Genomic DNA, 24,727 nt, shown 5'->3' on the forward strand with positions numbered 1-24,727 from the left:
GCTCCCCCTCGGCGGTCAGGAGGCCTGGTCGAGCGTCTCCTGGACGCGCTCACGCAGGGCGGGCGGGAGTTCGCCGATCAGGTGGGACCACTGTTCGACCCGCTTCTCACTCAGGTGGGTGAGCAGATCGAGCACCGGCGCCCACAGGTCCTCATCGGCGGCCGCGACCTGCAAGAGACCGCGGAACCGGGCTTCGGGGAGCAGCCCGAGGACGTGATCGATCCGGCTCTTGTCGTCGAGGACGAACGCGATCCGGATCAGGGCTTCGTCACTGATGACGGCCAGCGCCCGGCGCACCGTCGGATCGGGCAGGTGACCGACGAACCGGCCGACGGTGATCCAGTCCTCGCGGCGTACCAGCTCACCGGCCACCGCGACAACGGTGTCGAGCGGGATCCGCGCGATGATCGCGCTCGCGCGGCGCGGGTCCAGCTCGGCCGCGACGTCGGCCAGGAAGGGCGGCTTCAGCCGCTTCGCGACGTCGACGCCCCGCGAGACGTCCACCAGTCCGGCGATCCGCGCGCACAGGAGCGGGCCGAAGACCTTCTCGGCGATCTTCGCGAGAATCGGGCTCGGCACGAGCTTGCTCGCCATCGCCATCCGCTCCAGCGCGGCGAGGTTGGCGTCGAACAGCGTGTCCGTGACCTGCTCGCGGAACGCCTGGAGTTCGGCCGCGTCCACGTTCGCCAGGTACGAGAGCCGCTCCGGGGTGGTGCCGAGGACGCGCGCGAGCTTGAGGATCTCCGCCTGCGAGGCGAAGTTTTCGGTGGTCACAGGCCCACCACCTTGCGAACGGTGCCGCGGAGAAGCGCGGGTACGTACTTCAGGCCCTCTTCGCCCGCTTCGGCCAAGGCTTTGGCCTGACGGTGGCGCGCGTCGCGCAGCGCGTCGGAGAGGTCCTGTTTCTCGTGGTCGGCCAGCGCTTCGATGCCTGCCGGGACAGGACCGCCTAGCTGACCGGTGAGTGTGCGCTCGGCCATGGTCGATCATCATGCCTCATCGGGCCGCGGAAGCAGGGGACCTTTACTTTCGTCCATGGCGGACCGCTCGTCACGGCTTGTAGCGTCCAGGTCTGTGATGGACGGAGAGGAGCCCGTGCGGCGCGGGCGGCGGCTGATGATGGACGTCGCGCTGTGGCTCGGGCTCTGCGGCTGGGTGGTCATCGACGCCGGATCCAGCACGAAGCACTGGGAACTGCTCTTCGGGCTCGTCGCGACCACGGCCGCGATCGCGGTGGCGCGCCGGTACCCGCTGGTCTCACTCGCCATCGCCATGATCGCGAGCTTCATCGTGCTGGGCAGCTTCGGTGGCCGGGTGCCGATCTGGGAGGGGTTCGTCCTCGTCGCGGTGAGCTACCTCGCCGGCTACCGGCAGCCGGTCGCGAAACCGATGCTGCGCCTTTTCGCGATCGTTTCCGTGGTCGCGGTCCCCGTCGCGCTGGCGTGGAGCAAGGACGGGTTCGCGTCCTGGGGCGCGTTGCTCGGCATCTTGGTCTTCGCCTCGGTGACGCCGTGGCTGCTGGGCCGCTACATCCGGCAACGCGAGGACATGGCGCGTGACGGCTGGCGCCGTGCCGAAGAGATGGAGAGCCGTCAGCGGCTCATCGCCGACCGCGCGCGGCTGCGCGAACGGACGAGGATCGCCAGCGACATGCACGACTCGCTGGGCCATGAGCTGAGCCTGATCGCGGTGCGCGCGGCGGCCCTGGAGGTCGCGGGCGGGCTCGACGAGCGGCAGCGGCAGGCCGCGGGCGAGCTGCGGGAGAGCGCCGCGACGGCGACCGAACGGCTGCGCGAGATCATCGGGGTCCTGCGCGAGGACGACGCGCCGACCGAGCCGGTGCACGAGAGCATCGACGAACTGCTCGACCGGTCCAGGGCTTCGGGCGTGCTGATCGAGTCCTCTGTGGACGAACGGGTCGACGGTGAGCCGCCGATGGTCGACCGCGCCGCGTATCGCGTTGTCCAGGAATCGGTCACGAACGTGGTGAAACACGCGCCGGGTGCCGCGGTCACGGTCCGGGTCGTGCGGGCCGAAGGACAGACGGACGTCGTGGTCACCAACGCGGCACCGCCCGCGGGCCCGTTGCCGGGCCGGGCTTCGGGCAGGCGCGGCTTGATCGGGTTGCGCGAGCGGGTGCGGCTGGTCGGCGGGACGCTGCGGGCAGGACCTCACGAAGGCGGATTCGAGGTCAGCGCGACCTTGCCGCACGACGCGGCGCCGTCGGAGGAATCCCCCGAGAGCCAGGCGGCGATGGACGCCGAGGTGGGGCAGTCGATGTCGGCCAGGGAACTGGAACGCGCCCGTCGTGACGTCCGGCGCAGCCTGATCCAGGCGATCTTCGTGCCGATCGGGCTGTTCGGCCTGGTGGTTGGGATCAGCGGGGTGGTGTTCCTCGTCCAGTGGTACGGCTCCGTCCTCGCCGGTGGCGACTACGACCGGATCCGGATCGGCCAGACGCGGGCGGAGATCGCGTCCGTCCTGCCCGGCGGCCAGCGGATCGCCCGGCCGCGCGTGGTGGAACCGCCGGTGCCGGCGGGAGCGACATGCGAGTACTACGGCACCGAGCGCACCGTGTTCAACTTGAACTACGAGGCCTACCGGCTGTGCTTCGCCGAGGGGAAACTCGTGGCGAAGGACATGATCACCGAAGACGAGCAAAGGGGGAACCCGGATGATCCGGGTGGTGCTGGCCGATGACGAGGCGATGATCCGCGCCGGCGTGTCGGCGATCCTGGCGGCGGACGCCGGGATCGAAGTGGTCGCGGAGGCCGAGGACGGTCGCGCCGCTGTCGAGCAGGCTCGCGCGACCAGGCCGGACGTCGTACTCCTCGACATCCGGATGCCGGTCATGGACGGGCTCAAGGCAGCCGAGGAGATCCGACGGTTGCTGCCCGAGGTGGGCGTGATCATGCTGACCACGTTCGGCGAGGACGCCTACATCGAACGCGCGCTCGGCCTGGGCGCGAGCGGTTTCCTGCTGAAATCCGGCGATCCCCGTGAACTGCTCGGCGGGATCCACGCGGTCGCGGGTGGCGCGGCGTTCCTTTCGCCGAAGGTCGCGCAGCGGGTCATCGCCCGGTTCTCCGGCAATCAGGTTTCGCGCGCCGAAGAGGCGAAGGCGCTGATCGGGAAATTGACCCCACGTGAGCAGGAAGTGTTGGCGCTGCTGGGTTCTGGACTGTCCAATGCGGACATCGCGGCGAAGCTGTTCGTTGTCGAGGGTACGGTGAAGGCCTACGTGAGCACCATCCTCAACCGGCTCGGCGCGCGGAACCGGGTGCAGGCCGCGATCACCGCGTACGAGGCGGGGCTGGTCGGCGGGGGACCGGAGGCGTCCAGCCGCTGACGCCGGCGCCGATGCGTGCGGTGAGCGCGCCAGGGAGCAGCCGGAGCACGCGGTTGCGGGCGGCCACGGCGAGCGGATTGCGCAACTGTGGCCCCATTTTCCCCGCCTGGACCGAGGCTTTCACGACACCTTGGCTGCGCGGACGACGCTGCTCGTCGTAACTCTTCAGTGCCGTGTCGACGTCTTCGGTGGTGCTGAGCGTGGCGGCGAGGACGACGGCGTCTTCGATCGCTTGGCAGCCACCTTGGCCGAGGAAGGGCGGCATCGCGTGGGCCGCGTCGCCGAGGAGCGCGACGCGGCCCTTCACGTACGAGGGCAGGGGAGTGCCGAGCAGGTAGAGGTCGTGGTGGAGCAGCGTCTCGGGTGCGGTCGCGTCGATGAGCTCGGGGATGGGGTCGTGCCAGCCGCCGAAGCGTTCTCGCAGATACGACTTCGGGTCCTCGTGGCGGACGCCCGCTTCGGCGACGTAGCTGGCCCACCAATAGACGCTGCCGTCGTGCAACGGGATGACGCCGATCTCGGCGCCGTTGTCCCAGCTCGTGCTGAGTTCTGTCGGATGGGGGAGCGTGGTCACCGCGCGGAAGGCCGTGCTGCCGCTGTAGACCGGCTCGGGATGCCGCGGCCACAGCTGCTTGCGGGCGGTGCTGTGGATTCCGTCCGCGGCGACGACGACGTCGGCGTCGAGAGCGTCGAGGCCGGTGACCTCGGTGCCGGTGCGGACGCAGCCGTCGGGCAGGGCGTCGCGGAGCGCCTCGATGAGGTCCGCGCGGTGGATGGCGGCGAGCGGGCGGCCGTGGTGACGGCGGAACGCCTCGGCGTCCCATCGGGTGATGCGGCGACCGTGGCGGTCGTGGAGGCCGCCGGAAGATTGTTCTTGTTGTTCGGCGAGGTCGACGCCCAGTGTCTCGAGTGAGCGCAGGGCGTTCGGCCACAGGGAGATGCCCGCGCCGACTGCGGTGAGTTCCGGCGCCTGTTCGAGGACGGTGACCTCCCAGCCGATGCCGTGCAGCCCGATGGCGGCGCTCAGTCCGCCGATTCCCCCGCCGATCACGATCGCTTTGCGCATGTCGACCTCCTCTACATTTGTAGAGTACTACTACACTTGTAGAGTGCGAAAGGCGATGATCGGGGACGCGGCCATCGAGGTCATCGCGGCCGAGGGGATGCGGGGGCTGACGCATCGCGCGGTCGACCGATGCGCCGGGCTGCCGCCGGGTTCGACCTCGTACTACGCGCGGACGCGGGCGGCGCTGCTGGAACTGGCGATCTCGCGGATGGTCGAACTCGACGACGTCACCCTCGACCCGCCGCCCGGGCGGTTGGCCGAGTATGTGGCGGGGTTCGCGCATGCGGCGATCACGGGCGGGCGGACGCGGATGCTCGCGCGGTACGAGTTCGCGCTGGAGGCGACGCGGCGACCGGAGCTGCGCGAGGCCTACGACCGCGGCGGGCTGGTCATCCGGCGGCGGTGTGCCGAGGTGCTGGCCGCGTGCGGATCGGCGGAGCCGGAGCGGCACGCGCGGGTGCTCGTCGCGTGGCTGGAGGGGACGGTCTTCGACGCGCTGGCCGGGACCGGGTCGCTGCGGCCGCCGGAGCTGGAGGAGCTGACGCGGGGGGCGCGGGAGGTGTTGGCGGGGCTTGGGGTGACGGGGTAGCAAGGGACCTTTGCTACCGCTGGGGGCGCTGACCTGCGAAAAGGGAGCGGGGGACCTTTGGTACCACGGGGGCTGCGCGGGCGGGGGGTGTGTGGATATAGGGACGTTGAGTGTCCCTAAATCCACACACCCTGTACTCCGCGTAGTGGTGCATAGTGACTGTGTGGATTTTGGTGCGTTGGGTGACCCGAAATCCACACGGTCGCCGCGTTGACCTGCGGAAAGAGAGCAAGGGACCTTTGCTATCACTTACGTAGGCATGCTAACCAATCGATAGCAAAGGTCCCTTGCTCCCCCTCAGGCGTCCCGCCGCCGCAGCACGGTGGAACCCGTGACCAGACCAGCCGCCGCCCAAGCCGCACACAGCGCGACGCCGACCCAAGGCGCGTAGGGCGCGACGCCGCCGAAGATAGGGTTCGGCTGCCCTGCGGTGACCATCGCGTTGACGCCCGCGAAGCCGGGGAAGTAGTTCACGAGGTCTTCCCAGCCGAGCGACCCGGCGAACATCGGGATCATCACCAGCAGCACGAACACCGTCACGATCGTCCCCGCCGTCGAGCGCAGCGCCGTCCCCAGCCCGAGGCAGAGCAGGCCCAGCAGCGCGAAGTAAGCGCCCATGCCCGCCGCGGTCGCGAGGATCTCGCCCACCGAGGAGCCGGGCGCGGGGATCAGCGGCGCCGAGACCGCCGCACCGGCGAGCGTGTTCAGCACGCCGTAGCCGAAAAGTACCGGCAGCAGGACGGCCGATTTCGCCGCGAGGACCCGGTTCCGCACCGGGACCCACTGCAGGGTCGAGCGGATGCTGCCACTGGCGTATTCGCTCGTGATGAACAGCGCCGCCAGCGCGACCACGGCGAACTGCGTGAGGTAGAACGCCGCCCCGGCCACCACGGCGTGCGGAGCCATCGAGCGTTCGACGCCGGCGTTCGCGGCGAGACCTACGGCGGCGGAGTAGGCGAGCATCAGGAGGATGCCGCTGATCAGGCACCACCAGGTGGACCGGACCGACCAGAACTTGGTCCATTCCGAAGAGATCGCGTTCATCGCGCGCTCCACTGCTTGAAGAAGGCCGTCAGCTCGTTACGGAAGAAGTCCAGCGCCTTCCATGAGTCGATCGAGCCGTACTGGTTCTCGACCTCGGACGGCGGAAGGTGCGGTCGGAGCCCCAGCTGATCGATCAGGATCGCCGCGTCGGTCACCGACGAATGGCCGCTGTTCTCGACCAGGTCCTGCTTCTTCGGGCCGGTGAGCCGCGGCCAGGTCTCGTCCCAGGACGCGCGGAAGTACTTCTCGCCGGTCGGGCTGATCAGCAGCAGGAACGGCCGGTCGAGCGAGACGGTGCCGTAGAACGGGCCGTCGATGTTCACGCCCGCCTTGATCCGCCGGTCGGCGACCATCGAGGCGGCGGTCGCCGAACCGCCGGCGGAGTGACCGGCCATCCCGATCTTCGTCGCGTCGATCGACCAGCGCCGGTCCTTCAGCAGCGTGTCGACGACGAACGTCGTGTCCACCGCGCGGTTCGCGATCGCCGCGGGCCACGGCTCGCCGGGGAGTCCACAAGCGACACACTGGCGCAGCCCGTCGGGGAACTCCGTCGCCCAGGCTTCGTAGGCGTGGTCGATCCCGGCGACCACGAAACCTTGTGCGGCAAGGTGTTCGGCCACCGAGGTCAGGGTGATCCGGTTGTTGCCCGCACCCGGGGACAGCACCACCAGCGGACGCCGTCCCGGAAGGGAAGGCGCGTTCTCCCGCGAGTGGACCCGCACCTTGCTCAACGCGTCCGGCGGCAGGTCGAGCTTCCGCCCGGCGACCGCGGCCGCCGACTCCGCCTTGGTCATGTACAGCGGCGCGCGCCCGATCGGCACGGCCGGATACCAGACGTTGACCATGAGCTCACGTCGCTTTTCGGGCACCCAGGGGTCGGCTCTCCGCTGATCGGTGAGATGCAGCGTGCGCAGCCCGATCGGGAGCGGGCCGCCCGGTGCGGGCAGTGACAATTCCGGCGCCGCCGACGCGGCCGCGGGTACCCCCAGCAGGCCTGCGAGCACCGCCACCAAGACCATGAGCGACTTCATGCCGCGACTCCCGTTCCGTATTCGACCGACGACGCGGTCAGTTCCATGTACGCCTGTTCGAGCGAGGCGGTCCGTTCGGTCAGCCCGTGCACGCGGATCCCGAGTTCGTGCACCGCGTCGCCGACGAGATGAATGGGCAGGTCGTGCACGATCAGCTCGCCCTGATCGGAGTCCGTGGTCGCGCCGAGCGCATGCAGGCGCTGTTCGAGTACGCGCAGGTCGGCGGGAGCGGGCACCCGCACCGCGACCGACGTCCGCGAATTGCCCGCGATGAACTCGTCGACGGGGGCGTCGGCGAGCAGCTTTCCCTTGCCGATGACGACCAGCCGGTCGGCGGTCAGCTGCATCTCGCTCATCAGGTGGCTCGACACGAACACCGTGCGGCCCTCCTCCGCGAGCGAACGCATCAGGTGCCGTACCCAGCGGACACCGTCCGGGTCGAGCCCGTTGACCGGCTCGTCGAACATCAGCACGCCAGGGTCGCCCAGCAGCGCGCCGGCGATCCCGAGCCGCTGCCCCATGCCGAGGGAAAACGTCCCGGCGCGTTTGCCCGCGACGTCGGTGAGGCCCACCGTCGCGAGCACTTCGTCCACCCGGCTCGCCGGGATCCCGTTGCTGCGCGCCATCGCCAGGAGATGCTTGCCCGCGCTCCGGCCGGGATGCAGTGCCTTGGCTTCGAGCAGCGCGCCGACCTGGCGCAGCGGATGAGGCAGGTCTTGATACTTCGCGCCGTCGATGCGGACCTCGCCGGGGCTCGGCGCGTCGAGGCCGAGCGTCATCCGCATGGTCGTCGACTTGCCCGCGCCGTTGGGACCGAGGAAACCGGTCACCTTGCCCGGCTCGACGGCGAACGTCAGCCCGTCGACCACCGTCTTCTCGCCATAGCGCTTCGTGAGTCCTCGAAGCGTGATCATCCGCGTCCTCCTTCGTGTCCCTGAATCCTCCGGCGCGGGGACACCCGAGGGCATTGCCCCGAAGTCATCGGTCACCCCTTACTTTCGGCAGGTGCCGCTCGGCACGAGTCGCCGCGGAAAGGCAGAATCGACGCCATGACCACCCGCGAACAACGGCGCGTGAACCCGCTCGACCTGGTGATGCTCGTACTCGCCGTGTTCTCCGTCGGGCTGCTCGCCTATGTCACGTTCTTCCCGCATTCGGCGGAGACGGCGCACCGCGTCTTCGTCATCGACACGACGGTGTGCGGGATCTTCGCGCTGGAATTCCTCTGGCGGTGGCGGCGCAACGGCTGGGAGAAGCGGTTCCCGCTGCGCAATTGGTACGAAATCCTCGGCATGATCCCCATCGCGCATCCGGCGCTGCGCGGCTTCCGGCTGCTGCGGATCATCGTGGTGCTGATCCGGCTCGCGCGCACTGCCGACCGCGCTTTCGGGGAGCGGTTCACGCAGCGGCTGGTCGAACGGCTTTCGCGGCCGATCGTGCTCGCGATCAAGAAGCCGATCACGATCGCGGTGCTCGACGAAGTCGTGAAGGTGGTGGAAACCGGGAACTATCCGCAGAACCTCGCACGCTCACTCGGCGAGAACCAGACGCTGCTGCGGGGGATCATCGCCGAGAAACTCAAGGACGATCCGCAGGCGGGGCGGCTTTCGAAGCTGCCGTTCCACGACGAGGTGGTGCGTTCGGTGATCGACACCGCGATGCGCGTGATCCTCGAAGTGCTGACCGATCCGCGGATCGACGAGTTCTTCGCGCATGTGGTGCGGGAGAACCGCGAGCAGATCCGCAGCGCCGTGCAGCTGGGGCTGAACGAGCGTGAGGACGACGAGGAGCTGGCGGCCCAGTTGCCGACCAGGCCTCAGCATCAGTTGATGGATTGACCTCGTGAGGTGCGCCGGGTGGGCGCGGCGTTCAGCGGGTCCTCCGGCCAAGGATGCTTCGGATAGCGTCCGCGGAGATCGCCACGCACGGCCGCGTACCCGTTGCGCCAGAACGATTCCAGATCGGCGGTGACGGCGGCGGGCCGACCGGCGGGGGAGAGCAGGTGCAGCACCACGGGGACACCCGCCAGCTCCGGCGTCGCGAGCCAGCCGAAGGTCTCCTGCAGTTTCACGGCCAGCACCGGTTGCTCGCCCGAGTAGTCGACCCGGATCCGCGAGCCCGACGGTACCTCCAGCCGGTCCGGCGCCAGTTCGTCCAAACGCGACGCTTCGGGCCACGGCAGCAATCCGCGCAGTGCGGCGCCTGCGTCCAGCGCTGCCAGGTCCGATCGTCGGCGAGCCGAGCCGAGATCGAGCCAGCTGTCCAAAGTGGACAGGAGGTCCGCGTCGGAGACGGCGGGCCAAGGCGGTCCCAGCACACGATGCAGGAAGGCCAGCCGCTCGCGCAGTCTTTTCCCGTCGTCCGACCAGCGCAACAGGCCCAGTCCTTCGGTGTGCAGACCCTCCAGGAGCGCGGCGCGGATCGCGTCCGGCGGAGGCGAGCGCAACGGTTTCTCCGAAAGCACGATCGCCCCGAGCTGTCGCACCGATCGCGCGACGACGTCACCGGAAGACCAGCGCACTTCGTCCACTGAGGACACCAGATTCGGGGCCGCGCGCACGGCGAGATCCTCGTCGGCGGGTGCGGCCAGCCGGATGATGCCCTGTGCGCGGCCGGGATCGCGGGTCGCTTCGGCCACGGCCAGCCATTCGACGTCGGCCAGCCCGCTGCCACGCGGAAGCTCGGCGGCCGTTCCGCCGGCCATCAGATACACCGGCGTCCCGGCGGAACGCCGTCGCGCGAGCCGTTCGGGATGCGCGAGCGCCACGACCAGCGCGGGATCGGACGCGTTGCCGCCGTCGGGCACCAGCCGGGAAAGCCTTCGCACGTCACGCTTCCAGCGCTCGTCGCCGCGCACTCGGCGCAGTTCGGCCTCGAGGTCGGTCAGCGTGCCGCCGCTGTCCAGCAGTGCGACGACCTCGGCGGCCGATCGCGCGTTGGTCCGCGCCGCGCCGTCCAGCAATGCCCTCGCCAACCGCGGATGCAGGCCCAGCCCGGCCATCTTGCGGCCGCGCTCGGTCACCGTGCCGTCCTCCGCGGTCGCCCCGAGCGTCGTCAGCAACGCGCGTCCGGCGGCCAGCGCGCCTTCACCCGGCGGATCCCACCAGGCGAGGCCGGAACCGTCCGGAGTGGACCAGCAGGCGAGTTCGAGGGCGAACCGCGCCAGTTCAGCCGTCCGGATCTCGGGCTCGGGATACGCGGGCAGGGAACCCTGTTCGTGCGCCGCCCAGCATCGGTACGCGCGTCCCGGCGCCTCACGTCCGGCACGCCCGGCGCGCTGCTCGGCGACCGCGGCCGAAACCCGGACGGTCGCCAGACCCGGCAGGCCGCGCCGGTGATCGACGCGGGGCACGCGGGAAAGCCCGCAGTCCACCACGGCGCGTACCCCCGGCACGGTCAGGCTGGACTCGGCGACCGAGGTCGACAGCACCACCCGGCGACGGGCGCGCGGGCGCAGCGCGTCGTCCTGGCTCGCCGCCGAAAGCCGTCCGTGCAGGGGCAGCACATCGGCGTCGAGGCCGCTGAGAAGCCCGCTCACCCTCGCGATCTCACCGGCACCGGGCAGGAAAGCGAGTACATCACCGTCCCCTTCGGACAGTGCTTTGTGGATCACGCGGGCCACGGTCGCCTCGATCCGCTCGCCGCGCGCGGGCGGGGAGTACGAGACGTCGACCGGGTAGGTCCTCGCGTGCGCGGTGATCACCGGCGCGTCGCCGAGCAGGGCGGCCAGCCGTCCGGAGGCCACCGTGGCGGACGTCGCGAGCAGGCGCAGGTCTTCTCGCAGCCCGGCGCGCACGTCCAGCAGCAGCGCGAGCAAAAGATCCGCGTCGAGATGGCGTTCGTGGCATTCGTCGAGCAGAACCGTCGACACCCCGGCGAGTTCGGGGTCGCCTTGCACCCGCCGGACCAGCAAGCCCGACGTGACCACTTCGATCCGCGTCGAAGAAGACACCTTCCGGTCTCCGCGGACCGAATAGCCGACCGTCTCACCGACCTTTTCGCCCAGCAGGGACGCCATCCGCGCCGCCGCGGCCCGCGCGGCGAGGCGCCTCGGTTCGGCGACGATCACCCGGCCTTCGCCGTTGTCCAGCGCGAGCGGTACCAATGTGGTCTTGCCGGTGCCAGGGGGCGCGACGAGCACGGCGGTGCCGTGGGTGTCGAGCGCGGCTTCGAGTTCGGGCAGGACGGCGCGAACCGGCAGATCGGGAAGGGTCACTTCTCGGTGACCTGCGGCGGAGGCGGGATCCGGTAGCCGGACGGGCCGATGTTGCGGTTCAGCGATTCGAGCCACTCCCCGGACGAGATCATCTTCTGGATCGCCTTGGCCACCGCCGCGCGGCCCTCGGAGTCGTTCTTGCGGAGGCCGACGCCGTACTTCTCCTTCGAGAACGGTTTGCCGACGACCCTCAGCAACTCCGGGTTCTGCGCCACGTAACCGGCGAGGATGACGTCGTCGGTGGTCACCGCGTCCACCTGCCCGGCGAGCAGCGCCGTGACGCAATCCTGGTAGCGCGGATACTCGACGAGCTGCACGGCCTGGGCGAACTTGTCGCGTACCTGCTCGGCGGAGGTGGTGCCGCCCACGGCGCACAGCTTGCGGCCGTTGAGGTTTTCGGGACCGGTGATGTCGGTCGACCGGAGGCGGACGAGGAGATCCTGGCCGGTGTCGAAATAGGGACCGGCGAAGGAGACCAGCTGTTTGCGTTTCTCGGTGATCGAGTAGGTCGCCACCATCAGATCCGTGGTCCCCGAGGTGATGTCCGTCTCGCGGGAGGACGGCCTGCTGTCGTGCCAGGTGATGTGATCCTCGTCGACGCCCAATTCGCTCGCCACGTACTTCGCCACGTCGACGTCGAAGCCGACATAGCGGCCGTCGACCGTCCGTTTGGAAAGCCCCGGCTGGTCGAAGCGGATGCCGATGGTGAGCTTGTTGGACGCGACGGCGCGCGCGACGAGGGAATCCGACGGACCGGCCTCTTCGCCGCAGGCCGCCGCTGTGACCAGCATCAAGCAGGCCATCAGCAGGGCGCGTCCCCTCATCGGGTGCCTCCGTCCGCCGCCTCACGTTGTTCTCAGGGTCGGCGGTTAGCCTAGGCCCGTGCGTAGACCGCCCCAAGTCGTACTCGACGCCGTGGGCACACTCGCCCGGCTCGGACTGGCCGCCGTCTGGTTGATTTCCGGAGCGCTGAAGATCAGCGACCCGGGACAGACCTATATCGCGGTCCAGGCCTTCGATGTCCTGCCGGACGGGCTCGTCCGCCCGGTCGCGATCGGGATGCCGCTCGTCGAACTGGCGCTCGGCCTGTTCCTGCTCGCCGGATTCGTGACCCGGTGGGTGTCGGTGCTGTCGGTGCTGCTGCTCGCGGTGCTCATCGCCGCGATCGCCCAATCCTGGGCGCGCGGGCTGAGCATCGACTGCGGCTGCTTCGGCGGTGGCGGTCAGATCGCCGCGGATCAGACGGCGTATCCGCAGGAGATCGCCAGGGACCTCGGGTTCGCGCTACTGGGTGTCTGGCTGATCGTGCGGCCGCGGACCTGGCTTTCCGTGGACGGCTGGCTCGGGAACTCTCGTGGCCCCGCCGACGACGACTATGTGGGTATCGCTGAAGGGAACGAATAATCGTGGGTGGAGCTGAGCGCAACGCTCGGAAACGCAAGCAGCAGCAGACGGCGGCGCGTTCGGTGGCACAGGCCAGGGGCGTCGCGGGCGGGGACAAGAAGAAGGTCGTCGCGATCACCGTCGCGGTGGTCGTCCTCGCCGCGCTGGTGATCGGTGGCGTGATCTGGACGACGTCCAGCAAGGACACCACCGAGGGCAAGGTGATCGGGGCACAGACGGGTACCTGGGGACCCGGTGTCGTCGAGAAGCGCGATGGAGCCGTCGTGACCGCCGGCAAACCCGAGGCCAAGAAGACCATCGACGTCTACGCCGACTTCCTGTGCCCGGTCTGCAAGCAGTTCGAAGAGTCGTTCAAGGAGCAGATCCACGAGCAGGTGAACAACGGGACTCTGCAGGTCCGGTACCACATGCTGCCGATGCTGAACCAGCGCTCCGACCCGCCGGGCTACTCGCTGGACTCCGCCAACGCCGCGCTCGCCGCGGCCGACGCGGGCAAGTTCCTCGCCTTCCACGACGCGCTGTTCAAGGATCAGCCGCAGGAGGGCGCGCGCGGATTCGACAAGGCGCAGCTGATCAAGCTCGGCCAGGACGTCGGCATCACCGACCCGGCCTTCGCGCTCAAGGTCAACAGTGGCGCCTACGAGCAGGAGATCCAGGACGCGTACAAGAAGATCTCCACGGATCCGTCGCTGCAGCAGGACTTCGGCAACGGCCCCGGTTTCGGCACGCCGACCGTCACCGCGAACGGGCAGGTCGTGAAGCTCGAGCAGGACTGGTTGCAGAAGGTCGTCGGCTAGCTCGCTTGGGGGCGGGGTGGTAGCAAAGGTCCCTTGCTCCCTTTCCGCAGGTCAGGGTGGTGACTGTGTGGACTTCGGGCCATCTGACGCACCAAAATCCACACGGTCAGTACGCACCGCTACGCGGAGTGCGGGGTGTGTGGAAATAGGGACACTCAACGTCTCTATTTCCACACACCCCCCGTGGTAGCAAAGGTCCCTTGCTCCCTTTCCGCAGGTCAGGGGCGCGAAGCGGACGCGACGGCGGCGAAGGCCTGTACCCGGGCCGTCTCGGCGGAGCGCGGCCAGACGAGGCCCCACTCGACGTCGGGTGAGCCGGCGAAGGGCACGAAGCGGATTCGCGGGTGGCTGAAGTACTCCCGCGCGTGCGCGGCGAGCGGGCAGATGCCGGCACCGGTGGCGATCGCGGCGAGCAGTTCTTGAAAGGTCGCGAACGGTTTGCCCCGGGCCACGGGGTGCCCGGCCGGCGTCAGCCACTGGCGCGGTTCCTCGACCCAGTACGGCTCCGGCGGATGCGCCGCGCGAAGGACGGTGTCGCGGGCGAGGTCGTCCAGGGTGACTGACTTCCTTCGCGCGAAGGGGTGTTTCGACGACACCGCGAGCACCATCGGTTCGGAGTACACGGCCGGTCCGGTCGTGAGGTCGGGTTCGTCGGCGGGAAGCAGCGTCACCAGCGCGTCGATCTCACCCGATCGCAGCATCGCGAACGGGTCGGCGAAATCAGCCTCGCGAATGAGCAGTTCGGTGTCCGGGTAGCGCTGCCGGAAACGGTCCAGCAGGTCTTCGGTCAGGTCGGCGACACCGGGGGCTTCGAAGCCCAGCCGCAGCACGCCGCCGATCCCGCGGCCGGACGCGATCGCGCGGTCGATGCCGTCGTGCAGCGCGCGGTAGGCGGGGCCGAGATCGTCACGCAGCCGTTCGCCGATCGGCGTGAGCCGGACCCGTCTGCTGGTGCGGGCGAACAGCGATACGCCGATCCGGCGCTCGACCTGTTTGATCGTCTGGCTCACGCGGGCCTGCGAGACGTGCAGGCGTTCCGCGGTGCGGCCGAAATGCAGTTCGTCGGCCAGCGCCAGGAAGATCTCGATGTCCCGCAGTTCCATAATGCCCACGTTATCGATCCGGGCCGGTGTCGGTCAGCGGGAACCGGCTTTGTTTGCAGGTCTAGACCACCAAGCTGTCGACATGCATTAATTCAAGTAGTGAATTTATGTCGGCATGAGGTGGTGGCCAAGATGAGGAAATTCGCGGTCCGGCTCGCTCTGCTGTTCGTTTCGTGTCTCGCACTGGCGTTGGCGCCGGTGACGGCACAGGCGGCGCCCGCGTTCCAGGTGCTGGCGTTCTACAACGGCACCTACGACGCGGCACACATCAGCTTCGTCAAGGAAGCCAACCAGTGGTTCCCGAAAACCGCTTCACAGCACAACTTCGGCTACACCGCGACCAATGACTGGAACCGGCTGAACTCGCTGCAGCCCTCGCGGTACCAGGTCGTGCTGTTCCTGGACGACCTGCCGCAGACCTCGGCGCAGCGTTCGGGCTTCGAGCGCTACATGAACGCGGGCGGCGCGTTCTTCGGTTTCCACGTGGCGGCGTTCACCACCGATCCGTCCACTTGGGACTGGTATCACAACAGGTTCCTCGGCACGGGTGCGTTCAAGTCCAACACCTGGGGCCCGACGACGGCGACGCTGAAGGCGGAGAACCGGGCGCACCCGTCGACCACGCGGCTGCCCGCGACGTTCACCTCGTCGGTGAGCGAGTGGTACGCGTGGACCAGCGACCTGCGCAAGAATCCGGACATCCGGATCCTCGCGTCAGTGGATCCGGTGAGTTTCCCGCTCGGGACCGACCCGAACCAGTCCTGGTACAACGGGTACTACCCGATCCTCTGGACCAACGCGAAGTACAAGATGCTGTACGCCAACTTCGGGCACAACAAGATGAACTACGAGACGAATCAGCCGCTTTCGTCGACCTTCGCCAGCGAGGTGCAGAACCGCTTCGTCATCGACGGTCTGCTGTGGCTCGGCGGCTCGAAGACCTCGTAGTCCGGACGCGTTTCCGCAGGTCAGGGCCTCGGGTGGTAGCAAAGGTCCCTTGCTACTCCTCGATGGCGCCCCCGACCGCCCGCAGGTGCTGCCGGAATGTCAGCGAAGGCGACTTCGCCCGCTCCGCGAGGAAGTCGGCGAAGCGCACCTGCTCGCGAAGGGACTCTCCGCCGCGGATCCGGTCGGCCTGGCGCCGCTCGGTGTCGCGGATGCCTTCGGCGCGGTCCAGGACCTCGTCCGCCCGGCCGGCCGGGACGAACAGGACGCCGTCCTCGTCGCCGAACACGAGGTCTTCCCGCGTCACCGTCCAATCTCCGACGACGGCCGATTCGAGCGCGCCGTCCGGGCGGGCGGAGACCGAGAGCGGGCCGGTCGGGATCGAGCCGAGGCTGAACACCGGCAGCCCGATCTTCTTGATGTCGGCGGTGTCGCGGTGCAGCCCCCAGATCACCACGCCGCTCAGCCCGGCCGCCTCGGCTTCGAGCACCGCGAGGTCCCCGACGCAGCTCTCGTCGAGCCTGCCGCCGTTGTCGACGACGAGGACGTCGCCGGGGTTCGCGATTTCGTACGCCTCAAGGAAGACGTCGACGCTGCCGACGTGCCGGGCGGGGGTGACCCGCCCGGCGACGCGGCCGCCGGGCACGACCGAGCGCGTGCCGGCGGGGGCGCATCGGACCTGAACGCCGGCGCGGACGCAGCCGTCGGTCAGATGCGCCGTGGTCAGCAGGGAGAACCGCTGCCGAAGCTCTTTGGGATCCATCCCCCGACTTTAGCCACGGCGCCACACCACGAGCTTGTCGAAATAGTCGTCGTCCTGCAGTGTCCCCATGATTTCTCCGTTGTCGCTCACGATCGCGCCGCAACCGCTGGACGGCGCCGGAAGCGTCTCGACCGGGCCGCCCGGCGACCAGGCCGCGGGAATCGTGGCGGTTCCCGCCGTCCGCAAACATCCGGTGAGGAGTCCCGCCCCGTTGAGCGCGGTCACCGTCATGGTCTCCGGCACCGGGATGGAGGTGTCGTAGGCCGTCCAAAGCCGTTGTCCTCCTTGGGTGTCGGCCAGCACCTTGCCGTCCCGGATCGCGATGGCGCGTGCTTCGCGGACGCCCTCGGGAAGGACGAGTTGCCGTGCCACACCGTCCTTCCAGAGCCAGGCGCCGCCGAACTGCTCCTGCATCAGGATCGTGCCGTCGTGGTCGATGTCCACCGGGCTGAGCAGTGGCGGGGCGTCCAGCAGCACCGGGTGCGCGCGGTCGCCGGCCGGCCAGAACGCCGCCCACGAGCCGTATCTCGGATCGTTGTACACGTGGCCGACGATGTCGCCGCGATTGTTCATCCCGGTGACGACCGTCTGGGAGTACCCCGGGACCGTCTCCAGGAGCTGGAACCCGCCGTTCTGGAAGACGAAAGAGCGGTCGGTCCTCGTCGAGATCGCGTATCCGTTCGTGAGAATCGCCTTCGACGTGTTCTCGTCCACGGCTTCGATCTTGTCGTAGCCCGCCGGGAAGCCGTGGTTCCGCACCATCCAGCCCGACCAGGTGAGCAGGCCCCGGTCAGAGTGCCCCGCGTAGCTTCCGGCCCCGTCGGTCGCGACCACCCGGATGGCGTCTCCGCCCGGCGGCCGTAGATAGCTCATCGTCCATCCGGTCGCCGACGCGGTGCCCGCCGACAGCAGACCGGCGGCGACGGTGGCCGCCAGGACCAAGCTTGTCCGTTTCATCGTTTACCCCCTGTGTTGTGTTCTTCCTGTTTAACGGGGGTGCGAGCCGCCCGTCTGCGTCATCTGACACGTACCGCGCGCCAAGTAACATCCGTTCAGACCTGTATGTAAGGGTTGATAAATACAGACCTGTCTGTATCTTCAGTGGCAGCAGCGACCCGGCAACGACAAGGAGCGTCGTGGTGGCCAACAAGGTGTACGTCGTCGGCGTGGGCATGACGAAGTTCGAGAAACCCGGACGCCGCGAGGGCTGGGACTACCCGCAGATGGCCAAGGAGTCCGGGACCAAGGCGCTCGCCGACGCCGGGATCTCCTTCGACGAGGTGCGGCAGGCCTACGTCGGCTACGTCTACGGCGAGTCGACCTCGGGGCAGCGCGCGGTCTACGAACTCGGCATGACCGGGATCCCGGTCGTCAACGTCAACAACAACTGCTCGACCGGATCGACCGCGCTGTATCTGGCCGCGGAGGCGATCCGGGGCGGTCGCGCGGACTGCGCGCTCGCGCTCGGCTTCGAGAAGATGCAGCCTGGATCACTCGGCTCGACCTACGACGATCGCGAGCAGCCGATGGGCAGGCACATCCAGGCGCTCGCGGAGATCTCCGAGGTGCTCTTCCCGCCCGCGCCGTGGATGTTCGGCGCGGCGGGCCGCGAGCATATGAAGACCTACGGCACCACCGCCGAGCACTTCGCCAAGATCGGCGAGAAGAACCATCGGCACTCGGTGAACAATCCGTACGCGCAGTTCCAGGAAAGCTATTCGCTGCAGGACATCCTCGACTCGCGGATGATCTACGACCCGCTCACGAAGCTTCAGTGCTCGCCGACCTCGGACGGCTCCGGCGCGGCGATCCTCGCCAGTGAGTCCTTTGTGGACTCGCATGGGCTGGCCGGGCAGGCCGTGGAGATCGTCGGGCAGGCGATGACCACCGACTTCGCCAGCACCTTCGACGGTACCGCGAAGAACATCATCGGCTACGACATGAACGTCCAGGCGGCGCGCCAGGTGTACGACCAGGCGGGGCTCGGCGCGGAGGACTTCCAGGTCATCGAACTGCACGACTGCTTCTCCGCCAACGAACTCCTGCTCTACGAAGCGCTCGGGCTTTGCGCCGAAGGGGAGGCCGGGAAGCTCGTCGACTCCGGGGACACCACCTACGGCGGGAAGTGGGTCGTCAACCCCTCCGGCGGGCTGATCTCCAAGGGACATCCGCTCGGCGCCACCGGCCTCGCCCAATGTGCCGAACTCACCTGGCAGCTGCGCGGGACCGCCGACAAACGCCAGGTCGACGGCGTCCAAGCCGCGCTGCAGCACAACATCGGACTCGGCGGCGCCGCCGTCGTCACCGCCTACCAGCGCGCCGAGCGCTGATCCCGAAAGGAAGAACCATGGGCAAGATCAGTGCCTCCGTCGAACTCCCCGCCGCGCCCGACAAGGTGTGGGCGGAGTTCTCCAACCCCAACAACTTCGAGAAGTGGCTGACCATCCACACCAAGTGGAAAGGTGATGTCCCGGCCGAGTTCTCCAAGGGGGCGCAGGCTTCCGAGGTCGTCACAATGCTCGGGATGCCGAACACGATCACCTGGACGGTCGACGAGTTCGAGGCGCCGTCGAAGCTGGCGATCTCCGGGACCGGGATGGCCGGGGTGAAGGTCAAATTCGAGCTGTCGGTGGAGGCGTCCGGCGAGGGTTCGCTCGCCAGCATCGACGCGGAGTTCGCCGGCCAGATGATCGTCGGCGCGCTCGGCAAGGCCGTCGAGAAGGACGGCAAGAAGAACCTCGACGCCTCGCTCGAGAACTTCAAGGCGCTGGTCTCGTGACCGAGCGGTTCGACCCCGGCGGGCTCGGCAAGTGGACCGACGAGTCCCGGTTCGAGGTCACCCGCGAGCGGCTGATCGAGTACGCGAAGGCCACCAACGACCCGATCCCCGCGCACCTCGCCGGGGACGTCGCGAGTCCCGTTTTCGCGATCGTGCCGGTGTTCGAGTCGCTGATGGAACCCGCGCTGGAGGTCGTGCCGGTCGGGCTGTTCGGCCGGATCGTGCACGGGGAACAGGAATTCCGGTTCCACCGGCCGATCCGCCCCGGTGACAAGCTCGTGTCACGAGCGCGGATGACCGGCTACGAAGGCCTGCCGAACGGCACCCGCGGCACCATCCACCTCGAATGCCGGACCGAGAACGGTGACCTGGCCAACGAGCAGTACGTGACGTTGTTCGTGCGCGGGTTCGACACCGGGGAGACCCGGGGCGAACTCGGACCGGAGCACAAGTTCGATGAAGCACTGCGCTCGCAGGCGCCGGTGGCGAAGGTGAACCAGCACGTCGACGACGACCAGACGTACCGGTACGCACCCGCCGCCGGCGACCCCATGCCCATCCATCTCGACGAAGAGGTCGCGAAGGATTCGGGACTGCCGGGGATCATCGCGCACGGTCTGTGCACCATGGCGTTCACGTCGTGGGCGCTGCTGACCGAGGTCGCCGGGTCCGATGTGGACAGACTGAAGCGGTTCGCCGTCCGGTTCGCCAAACCGGTGCTGCCCGGGCAGGACCTGACCACGCAGATCTGGCGCGCGGGCGCCGGGAGCTATGCGTTCGAAACCACTGTCGGCGACACCGTCGTGATCAAAGACGGTCTCGCGGAATTCGCGGAGTAGGAGCAAAGCCATGGGAGCACTCGACGGGCGGGTCGCCGTCATCACCGGCGCCGGCCGCGGGATCGGCCGCGAGCACGCGCTGTTGTTCGCGAGGGAGGGCGCGAGCGTCGTCGTCAACGACCTCGGCGGGGCGAACGACGGCAGCGGGGCCGACACCGGCCCGGCGCAGGAGGTCGTCGACGAGATCCGCGCGGCGGGCGGCAAGGCCGTGGCGAACACGGCCAACGTCGCCGACTGGGCGGGTGCCGAGGAGTTGGTCGCGCAGGCGGTGGGCGAGTTCGGCAGGCTCGACGTCGTCGTGAACAACGCGGGCATCCTGCGTGACGCGTTCATCGCCGGACTGGAGGAGTCCCAATGGGATTCCGTGATCGCCGTGCACCTGAAGGGGCACGCTGCGGTGCTGCGGCACGCGGCCGCGTACTGGAAGACCGCGAGCAAGGCCGGGGAGCCGGTGGCGGGCTCGGTGATCAACACCGCCTCGGCGTCCGGGACTACCCTGCCGAACGCGGGACAGGCGAACTACGGCGCGGCGAAGGCGGGCATTGCAGCGCTGACGCTGGTCGCCGCCGAGGAACTGGAGCGCTACGGCGTGCGGGTCAACGCGATCGCGCCGATCGCGCGCACGCGGCTCACCCTGGCGACGCCGGGCATGGGCGCGATCTTCGCGCAGGAGGTCGAAGAAGGGGAGTTCGACGCGTTTTCCCCGGCGAACATCTCGCCGCTGGTCGCCTACCTCGCGACCGAGAAATGCCCGCTCACCGGCAAGGTGTTCGCGGTGCAGGGCGGCGCGATCTCCGAACTCGCGGGCTGGCACGACGTCAAGGTGATCGAAACCGAAGCGGCCTGGGAGATCGACGACATCGCCGCGAGGCTGCCGTGATCGAATGGTCCGAGACCGAACTGCTGATCAGGGACGCCATCCGGGAGTTCATCGACAAGGAGATCCGGCCGCACCTCGACGCGCTGGAAAGCGGGACGCTGCCGCCGTACGACATCATCCGGAAGATGTTCGCGTCCTTCGGTATCGACGCGCTCGCCCGGGAATCGGTGTCGAAACTGCTGTCCAAGTCGCCCGGGTCCGGGTCGGGTGGCGGCGGCTTGGCGTTCGGCGGGCAGGAGGCGATGGCGCTCATCGCGGTGAGCGAGCTGGCCGGGGTCAGCCTCGGCATCGTCGCCTCGCTCGGCGTGAGCATCGGGCTGACCGCGCAGACCATCCTGACGAAGGGCACGCAGGCGCAGAAGGAACGGTGGCTGCCCGGGCTGGCGACGTTCGAGAAGGTCGGGGCGTGGGCGATCACCGAACCCGACTCCGGCTCGGACGCTTTCGGCGGCATGAAGACGTCGGTGCGGCGCGACGGTGACGAGTACGTCCTCAATGGACAGAAGACCTTCATCACGAACGGGCCTTATGCCGACACGATCATCGTGTACGCGAAGCTCGACGACGGCACCGGTACCGCCGTCCGCGACCGCAAGGTGCTGACGTTCGTGCTGGACAAGGGCATGCCCGGGCTCACGCAGGGCAAGCCGTTCAAGAAGATGGGCATGATGTCCTCGCCGACCGGCGAGCTGTTCTTCAGCGACGTCCGTCTCGGGCGGGACAGGCTGCTCGGAGAATCCGAAACCGGCCGCGACGGTGACAGCAAGGCCGAGGTGAAATCCGGGTTCGCCGTCGAGCGGATCGGGGTCGCGGCGCTGGCGCTCGGGATCATCAACGAGTGTCAGCGGCTTTGCGTGGACTACGCGAAGAACCGGAAGCTGTGGGGCCAGGAGATCGGGCGGTTCCAGCTGATCCAGCTCAAGCTGGCGAAGATGGAGGTCGCGCGGATCAACGTGCGGAACATGGTCTTCCAGCTGATCGAGACCCTTCGCGCGGGCAAGATGCCGACGCTGGCCGAGGCTTCGGCGATGAAGCTGTACTCGTCGGAGGCGGCCACCGAGGTCGCGATGGAGGCCGTGCAGCTGTTCGGCGGCAACGGGTACATGGCGGAGTACCGGGTCGAGCAGTTGGCGCGGGACGCGAAGTCGCTGATGATCTACGCGGGGAGCAACGAGATCCAGGTGACGCATATCGCGAAAGGCCTGCTGGGTCGCTGAGGAGAGCAAGGGACCTTTGCTACCACTTCGGGTCCCGGGGCACGCGTGCTTGGAGACGGGACTCGCGTGTCTGGAGGCGGAACTCGCGTGTCTGGAGACGGGACTCGCGTGATTGAAGGCGTAACTCGTGTGAAGGCCCCTTTCCCTCGGCTCAGCCGAGGGAAAGGGGCCTTCACGCGAGGCCGCATTCAGAGGACTAAATGCGGGGGTGGTCAGCTGCGTTCGATCAGGTGACCGACGACTTCGGGGCCCGGGTGGGCGTGGCCGGAGCCATCGCGCCGGACGTCGACCTCCGGGAGTTCCACCGGGTCACCGGTGCGCGAGGCGCCGGCCGGACGCGGGCCGATCCAGCCGACGACCAGGCGCGTTTCGCCCTTGAGGAACCGTTGCGCCCGGACACCGCCGGTCGCGCGGCCCTTGGCCGGGTACTCGCTGAACGGGGTCACCTTCACACTCGCGCCGGTCGCGGTGACGACCATCGGCTCGCCGTGTTCGGCGTCGTCGGTGCGGATCGCGCCGAAGAAGACGACTTCCGCTTCACCGCGCACGGTGATCCCGGCCATGCCGCCGCCCTTGAGACCCTGCGGCCGCACGAGCGAAGCCGGGTAGCGCAGCAGTGACGCTTCGGACGACAGGAACGCCAGAGTCTCGTCGCCGTCGGTGAGCCAGGTGGCGCCGACGACCTCGTCGCCGTCCTTCAAGCTGATCACGTCGAACTCGTCGGAGCGGACCGGCCATTCCGGCGCGCACACCTTCACGACGCCGTGTTTCGTGCCGAGCGCGAGGCCCGGGGAGCCTGCCGCCTGCTCGCCGAGCGGGGCCAGGCCGATGACGCGCTCGCCCTTCTCCAACGGCACCAGTTCCTTCGCGGCCATCCCGCCGCGAAGCGACACTGTGCCCGCTTGCTCGGGTAGCACCGGCAACGGCAGCACGTCGGTCTTGAACGCGCGGCCGCGGTTGGTCACCAGCAGCACTTGACCGCGTGCGGTCGAATGGACGACCGCGGACACCGAGTCGTGTTTGACGCGGCCGTTGCGGCGCCGCACTTCCGACGCTTCTTCCGATTCCGCCGCCGTCCGCGCGACCAGCCCGGTGGCCGACAGGATCACCTGGCACGGATCGTCGGCGACCTCCAGCGGACCCGACGGCTTCGACGCGGCGAGGACCTCCTTGAGATCGCCGTCGATCAGCGCGGTGCGGCGTTCGGCGGGGGAATCCTTGGCGACCTTGGCCAGCTCGGCCGAGACGACCTTCTTCAGCACCGACTCGTCGTCGAGGATCTTCGACAGCTCGGCGATCTCCTCGCGCAGCTTGTCCTGCTCCGATTCGAGCTCGATCCGGTCGTACTTCGTGAGCCGCCGCAGCGGGGTGTCCAGGATGTACGTCGCCTGGATCTCCGAGAGCTTGAACCGCTTCATCAGGCCGTCCTTCGCGGCCGCGGCGTTCTCGCTCTCGCGGATCAGCTTGATCACCTTGTCGATGTTGAGCAGGGCGATCAGCAGACCGTCGACCAGGTGCAGACGCTCTTCGCGCTTGCGGCGCCGGTAGCGAGTGCGGCGGGTGACGACCTCGTAGCGGTGGCTGAGGAAGACCTCCAGCAGCGCCTTGAGCCCCAGCGTCTGCGGCTGCCCGTCGACCAGCACCAGGTTGTTGATGCCGAACGACTGCTCCAGCGGCGTCAGCCGGTAGAGATCCGCCAGCAGGGCCTGCGGGTTCACGCCGACCTTGCATTCGATGACCAGCCGCGTGCCGTTCTCGCGGTCGGTGAGGTCTTTGACGTCGGCGATCCCGGTGAGCCGCTTGGACTTGTTGACCTCGTCGGTGATCTTCTCGATCACCTTCTCCGGGCCGACGCCGTACGGGAGCTCGGTGATGGTGATGGCCTGACGGCCGCGGCTGCCTTCCAGCGGCCCGGTCTCGGCGCTGGCGCGCATGCGCACCACGCCACGGCCGGTCTCGTACGCGCGGCGGACCTCGTCCAGCCCCAGCAGCGAACCACCGGTCGGCAGGTCGGGGCCGGGGACGAACTCCATCAGCTTGTCGAGCGTGGCGTTCGGGTGGTTGATCAGCCACCGCGCCGCGCCGATGACCTCGGTCAGGTTGTGCGGGATCATGTTGGTCGCCATCCCGACCGCGATCCCGGAAGTGCCGTTGACCAGCAGATTCGGGAACGCCGCGGGCAGCACCGACGGCTCTTCGAGCGAGCCGTCGTAGTTCGGCCGGAAGTCGACGGTGTCCTCGCCGAGCTCGCCGACCAGCAGCATCGCTTCCGGCGACAGCCGCGCCTCGGTGTATCGCGAGGCGGCCGGGCCGTCGTCGGGGGAACCGAAGTTGCCGTGCCCGTCGACCAGCGGGACGTTGAGCGAGAAGTCCTGCGCGAGCCGGACCATGGCGTCGTAGATCGCCGTGTCGCCGTGCGGGTGGTACTTGCCCATCACGTCGCCGACCACGCGGGACGACTTCACGTACGCGTGCGTCGGCCGGTAGCCGTTCTCGTTCATCGAGTACATGATCCGGCGGTGCACCGGCTTCAGCCCGTCCCGCGCGTCCGGGAGCGCCCGCGAGTGGATGACCGAGTACGCGTACTCCAGGTACGAGTCCTCGATCTCCGTCTTCAGCGAGTTGTCGAAGACGTTCGCGCCGGGCTTGTCGAACGCTGACGGGTCGACCTTGGTGGTGGTGCCCTTACGGCGTGCCATTGCTCA

At 68.6% G+C, this 24,727-nt stretch carries 24 protein-coding genes; 12 read left to right on the forward strand and 12 right to left on the reverse strand.

Annotation, left to right across the window (positions count from 1 at the left end; translation table 11 throughout):
* Positions 1 to 15: 15 nt before the first annotated feature.
* Positions 16 to 774 (reverse strand): hypothetical protein, encoded by a 759-nt coding sequence (locus ACIRGA_RS21220; protein WP_400943346.1) that lies wholly within the window; start codon positions 772 to 774, stop codon positions 16 to 18.
* Complete coding sequence (locus tag ACIRGA_RS21225) at positions 771 to 980, reverse strand: hypothetical protein (RefSeq protein WP_034322109.1); 210 nt, start codon at positions 978 to 980, stop codon at positions 771 to 773. Before ACIRGA_RS21225 ends, ACIRGA_RS21220 begins: the two co-directional genes overlap by 4 nt.
* A gap of 97 nt (positions 981 to 1,077) precedes the next feature.
* Here ACIRGA_RS21225 and ACIRGA_RS21230 point away from each other — a divergent pair, with 97 nt between their 5' ends.
* A complete protein-coding gene (locus tag ACIRGA_RS21230; protein WP_400943530.1) occupies positions 1,078 to 2,700 on the forward strand; it encodes a histidine kinase in 1,623 nt (540 codons plus the stop codon).
* The gene (locus tag ACIRGA_RS21235) at positions 2,675 to 3,349 is read left to right on the forward strand and encodes a response regulator transcription factor (protein WP_340684272.1); all 675 of its coding nucleotides are present in this window, start codon (positions 2,675 to 2,677) and stop codon (positions 3,347 to 3,349) included. Before ACIRGA_RS21230 ends, ACIRGA_RS21235 begins: the two co-directional genes overlap by 26 nt.
* Here the strand turns inward: ACIRGA_RS21235 and ACIRGA_RS21240 are convergent.
* Entirely contained in the window at positions 3,294 to 4,415 is a 1,122-nt protein-coding gene (locus ACIRGA_RS21240) for an FAD-dependent monooxygenase (RefSeq protein ID WP_400943351.1), read from the reverse strand. The two genes, ACIRGA_RS21235 and ACIRGA_RS21240, sit on opposite strands and share 56 nt — an antisense overlap.
* 43 nt (positions 4,416 to 4,458) lie before the next feature.
* On the opposite strand from ACIRGA_RS21240, the gene ACIRGA_RS21245 reads away from it, so the two are divergent.
* Positions 4,459 to 5,004, forward strand: a complete 546-nt coding sequence (locus ACIRGA_RS21245; RefSeq protein ID WP_400943354.1) for a TetR/AcrR family transcriptional regulator — start codon at positions 4,459 to 4,461, stop codon at positions 5,002 to 5,004.
* A 297-nt stretch (positions 5,005 to 5,301) separates the two neighbouring features.
* Here the strand turns inward: ACIRGA_RS21245 and ACIRGA_RS21250 are convergent, their stop codons facing one another.
* Genes ACIRGA_RS21250 through ACIRGA_RS21260 form a run of 3 tightly spaced genes read right to left on the reverse strand, consistent with a single transcriptional unit; the run spans position 5,302 to position 7,993 of the window.
* Positions 5,302 to 6,048, reverse strand: coding sequence for an ABC transporter permease (locus ACIRGA_RS21250; protein WP_400943357.1), 747 nt, complete (start codon positions 6,046 to 6,048; stop codon positions 5,302 to 5,304).
* Positions 6,045 to 7,079, reverse strand: a complete 1,035-nt coding sequence (locus ACIRGA_RS21255) for an alpha/beta hydrolase family protein (RefSeq protein ID WP_400943360.1) — start codon at positions 7,077 to 7,079, stop codon at positions 6,045 to 6,047. Before ACIRGA_RS21255 ends, ACIRGA_RS21250 begins: the two co-directional genes overlap by 4 nt.
* Complete coding sequence (locus ACIRGA_RS21260) at positions 7,076 to 7,993, reverse strand: ABC transporter ATP-binding protein (protein WP_400943363.1); 918 nt, start codon at positions 7,991 to 7,993, stop codon at positions 7,076 to 7,078. The genes ACIRGA_RS21255 and ACIRGA_RS21260 overlap by 4 nt, the downstream gene beginning before the upstream one ends.
* 135 nt (positions 7,994 to 8,128) lie before the next feature.
* Here ACIRGA_RS21260 and ACIRGA_RS21265 point away from each other — a divergent pair, with 135 nt between their 5' ends.
* Complete coding sequence (locus tag ACIRGA_RS21265; RefSeq protein ID WP_400943366.1) at positions 8,129 to 8,917, forward strand: ion transporter; 789 nt, start codon at positions 8,129 to 8,131, stop codon at positions 8,915 to 8,917.
* Here the strand turns inward: ACIRGA_RS21265 and hrpB are convergent.
* The gene (hrpB, locus tag ACIRGA_RS21270; RefSeq protein WP_400943369.1) at positions 8,902 to 11,295 is read right to left on the reverse strand and encodes an ATP-dependent helicase HrpB; all 2,394 of its coding nucleotides are present in this window, start codon (positions 11,293 to 11,295) and stop codon (positions 8,902 to 8,904) included. The two genes, ACIRGA_RS21265 and hrpB, sit on opposite strands and share 16 nt — an antisense overlap.
* Positions 11,292 to 12,119, reverse strand: coding sequence for a glutamate ABC transporter substrate-binding protein (locus tag ACIRGA_RS21275; RefSeq protein ID WP_400943372.1), 828 nt, complete (start codon positions 12,117 to 12,119; stop codon positions 11,292 to 11,294). The genes hrpB and ACIRGA_RS21275 overlap by 4 nt, the downstream gene beginning before the upstream one ends.
* Before the next feature lie 91 nt (positions 12,120 to 12,210).
* Here ACIRGA_RS21275 and ACIRGA_RS21280 point away from each other — a divergent pair, with 91 nt between their 5' ends.
* Positions 12,211 to 12,699, forward strand: coding sequence for a MauE/DoxX family redox-associated membrane protein (locus ACIRGA_RS21280; RefSeq protein ID WP_400943533.1), 489 nt, complete (start codon positions 12,211 to 12,213; stop codon positions 12,697 to 12,699).
* 2 nt (positions 12,700 to 12,701) lie between these two features.
* Positions 12,702 to 13,496: a DsbA family protein gene (locus tag ACIRGA_RS21285; protein ID WP_400943375.1), complete on the forward strand. Its 795-nt coding sequence runs from the start codon at positions 12,702 to 12,704 to the stop codon at positions 13,494 to 13,496.
* A 218-nt stretch (positions 13,497 to 13,714) separates the two neighbouring features.
* Here ACIRGA_RS21285 and ACIRGA_RS21290 read toward each other — a convergent pair whose 3' ends face one another.
* The gene (locus tag ACIRGA_RS21290; protein WP_400943378.1) at positions 13,715 to 14,599 is read right to left on the reverse strand and encodes a LysR family transcriptional regulator; all 885 of its coding nucleotides are present in this window, start codon (positions 14,597 to 14,599) and stop codon (positions 13,715 to 13,717) included.
* 132 nt (positions 14,600 to 14,731) lie between these two features.
* On the opposite strand from ACIRGA_RS21290, the gene ACIRGA_RS21295 reads away from it, so the two are divergent.
* On the forward strand, positions 14,732 to 15,547 hold the full coding sequence (locus tag ACIRGA_RS21295) for a ThuA domain-containing protein (protein WP_400943381.1): 816 nt from the start codon (positions 14,732 to 14,734) through the stop codon (positions 15,545 to 15,547).
* A gap of 52 nt (positions 15,548 to 15,599) precedes the next feature.
* Here the strand turns inward: ACIRGA_RS21295 and ACIRGA_RS21300 are convergent, their stop codons facing one another.
* Positions 15,600 to 16,307 carry an RraA family protein gene (locus ACIRGA_RS21300; protein WP_400943384.1) on the reverse strand — a complete coding sequence of 236 codons (708 nt, stop codon included), beginning with the start codon at positions 16,305 to 16,307 and terminating at the stop codon, positions 15,600 to 15,602.
* Positions 16,308 to 16,316: 9 nt separating this feature from the next.
* Positions 16,317 to 17,264, reverse strand: a complete 948-nt coding sequence (locus tag ACIRGA_RS21305; RefSeq protein WP_400943387.1) for a hypothetical protein — start codon at positions 17,262 to 17,264, stop codon at positions 16,317 to 16,319.
* A 179-nt stretch (positions 17,265 to 17,443) separates the two neighbouring features.
* On the opposite strand from ACIRGA_RS21305, the gene ACIRGA_RS21310 reads away from it, so the two are divergent.
* The 5 genes from ACIRGA_RS21310 to ACIRGA_RS21330 are packed head-to-tail and all read left to right on the forward strand — an operon-like array spanning position 17,444 to position 22,022.
* Entirely contained in the window at positions 17,444 to 18,637 is a 1,194-nt protein-coding gene (locus ACIRGA_RS21310) for a lipid-transfer protein (RefSeq protein WP_199755096.1), read from the forward strand.
* A 17-nt stretch (positions 18,638 to 18,654) separates the two neighbouring features.
* Positions 18,655 to 19,086, forward strand: a complete 432-nt coding sequence (locus tag ACIRGA_RS21315) for an SRPBCC family protein (RefSeq protein ID WP_400943391.1) — start codon at positions 18,655 to 18,657, stop codon at positions 19,084 to 19,086.
* Positions 19,083 to 19,925, forward strand: coding sequence for a MaoC/PaaZ C-terminal domain-containing protein (locus ACIRGA_RS21320; RefSeq protein WP_400943394.1), 843 nt, complete (start codon positions 19,083 to 19,085; stop codon positions 19,923 to 19,925). The genes ACIRGA_RS21315 and ACIRGA_RS21320 overlap by 4 nt, the downstream gene beginning before the upstream one ends.
* A gap of 10 nt (positions 19,926 to 19,935) precedes the next feature.
* The gene (locus tag ACIRGA_RS21325) at positions 19,936 to 20,805 is read left to right on the forward strand and encodes an SDR family oxidoreductase (protein ID WP_400943397.1); all 870 of its coding nucleotides are present in this window, start codon (positions 19,936 to 19,938) and stop codon (positions 20,803 to 20,805) included.
* Positions 20,802 to 22,022 carry an acyl-CoA dehydrogenase family protein gene (locus ACIRGA_RS21330; RefSeq protein ID WP_400943400.1) on the forward strand — a complete coding sequence of 407 codons (1,221 nt, stop codon included), beginning with the start codon at positions 20,802 to 20,804 and terminating at the stop codon, positions 22,020 to 22,022. Before ACIRGA_RS21325 ends, ACIRGA_RS21330 begins: the two co-directional genes overlap by 4 nt.
* 212 nt (positions 22,023 to 22,234) lie before the next feature.
* On the opposite strand, the gene ACIRGA_RS21335 is transcribed toward ACIRGA_RS21330, so the two are convergent.
* The gene (locus ACIRGA_RS21335) at positions 22,235 to 24,721 is read right to left on the reverse strand and encodes a DNA topoisomerase (ATP-hydrolyzing) subunit A (RefSeq protein ID WP_400943403.1); all 2,487 of its coding nucleotides are present in this window, start codon (positions 24,719 to 24,721) and stop codon (positions 22,235 to 22,237) included.
* Positions 24,722 to 24,727 lie beyond the last annotated feature (6 nt).

Origin of the sequence: Amycolatopsis sp. NPDC102389, from assembly GCF_044765885.1 — a bacterium.
In the GTDB taxonomy this organism is placed as follows: domain Bacteria; phylum Actinomycetota; class Actinomycetes; order Mycobacteriales; family Pseudonocardiaceae; genus Amycolatopsis.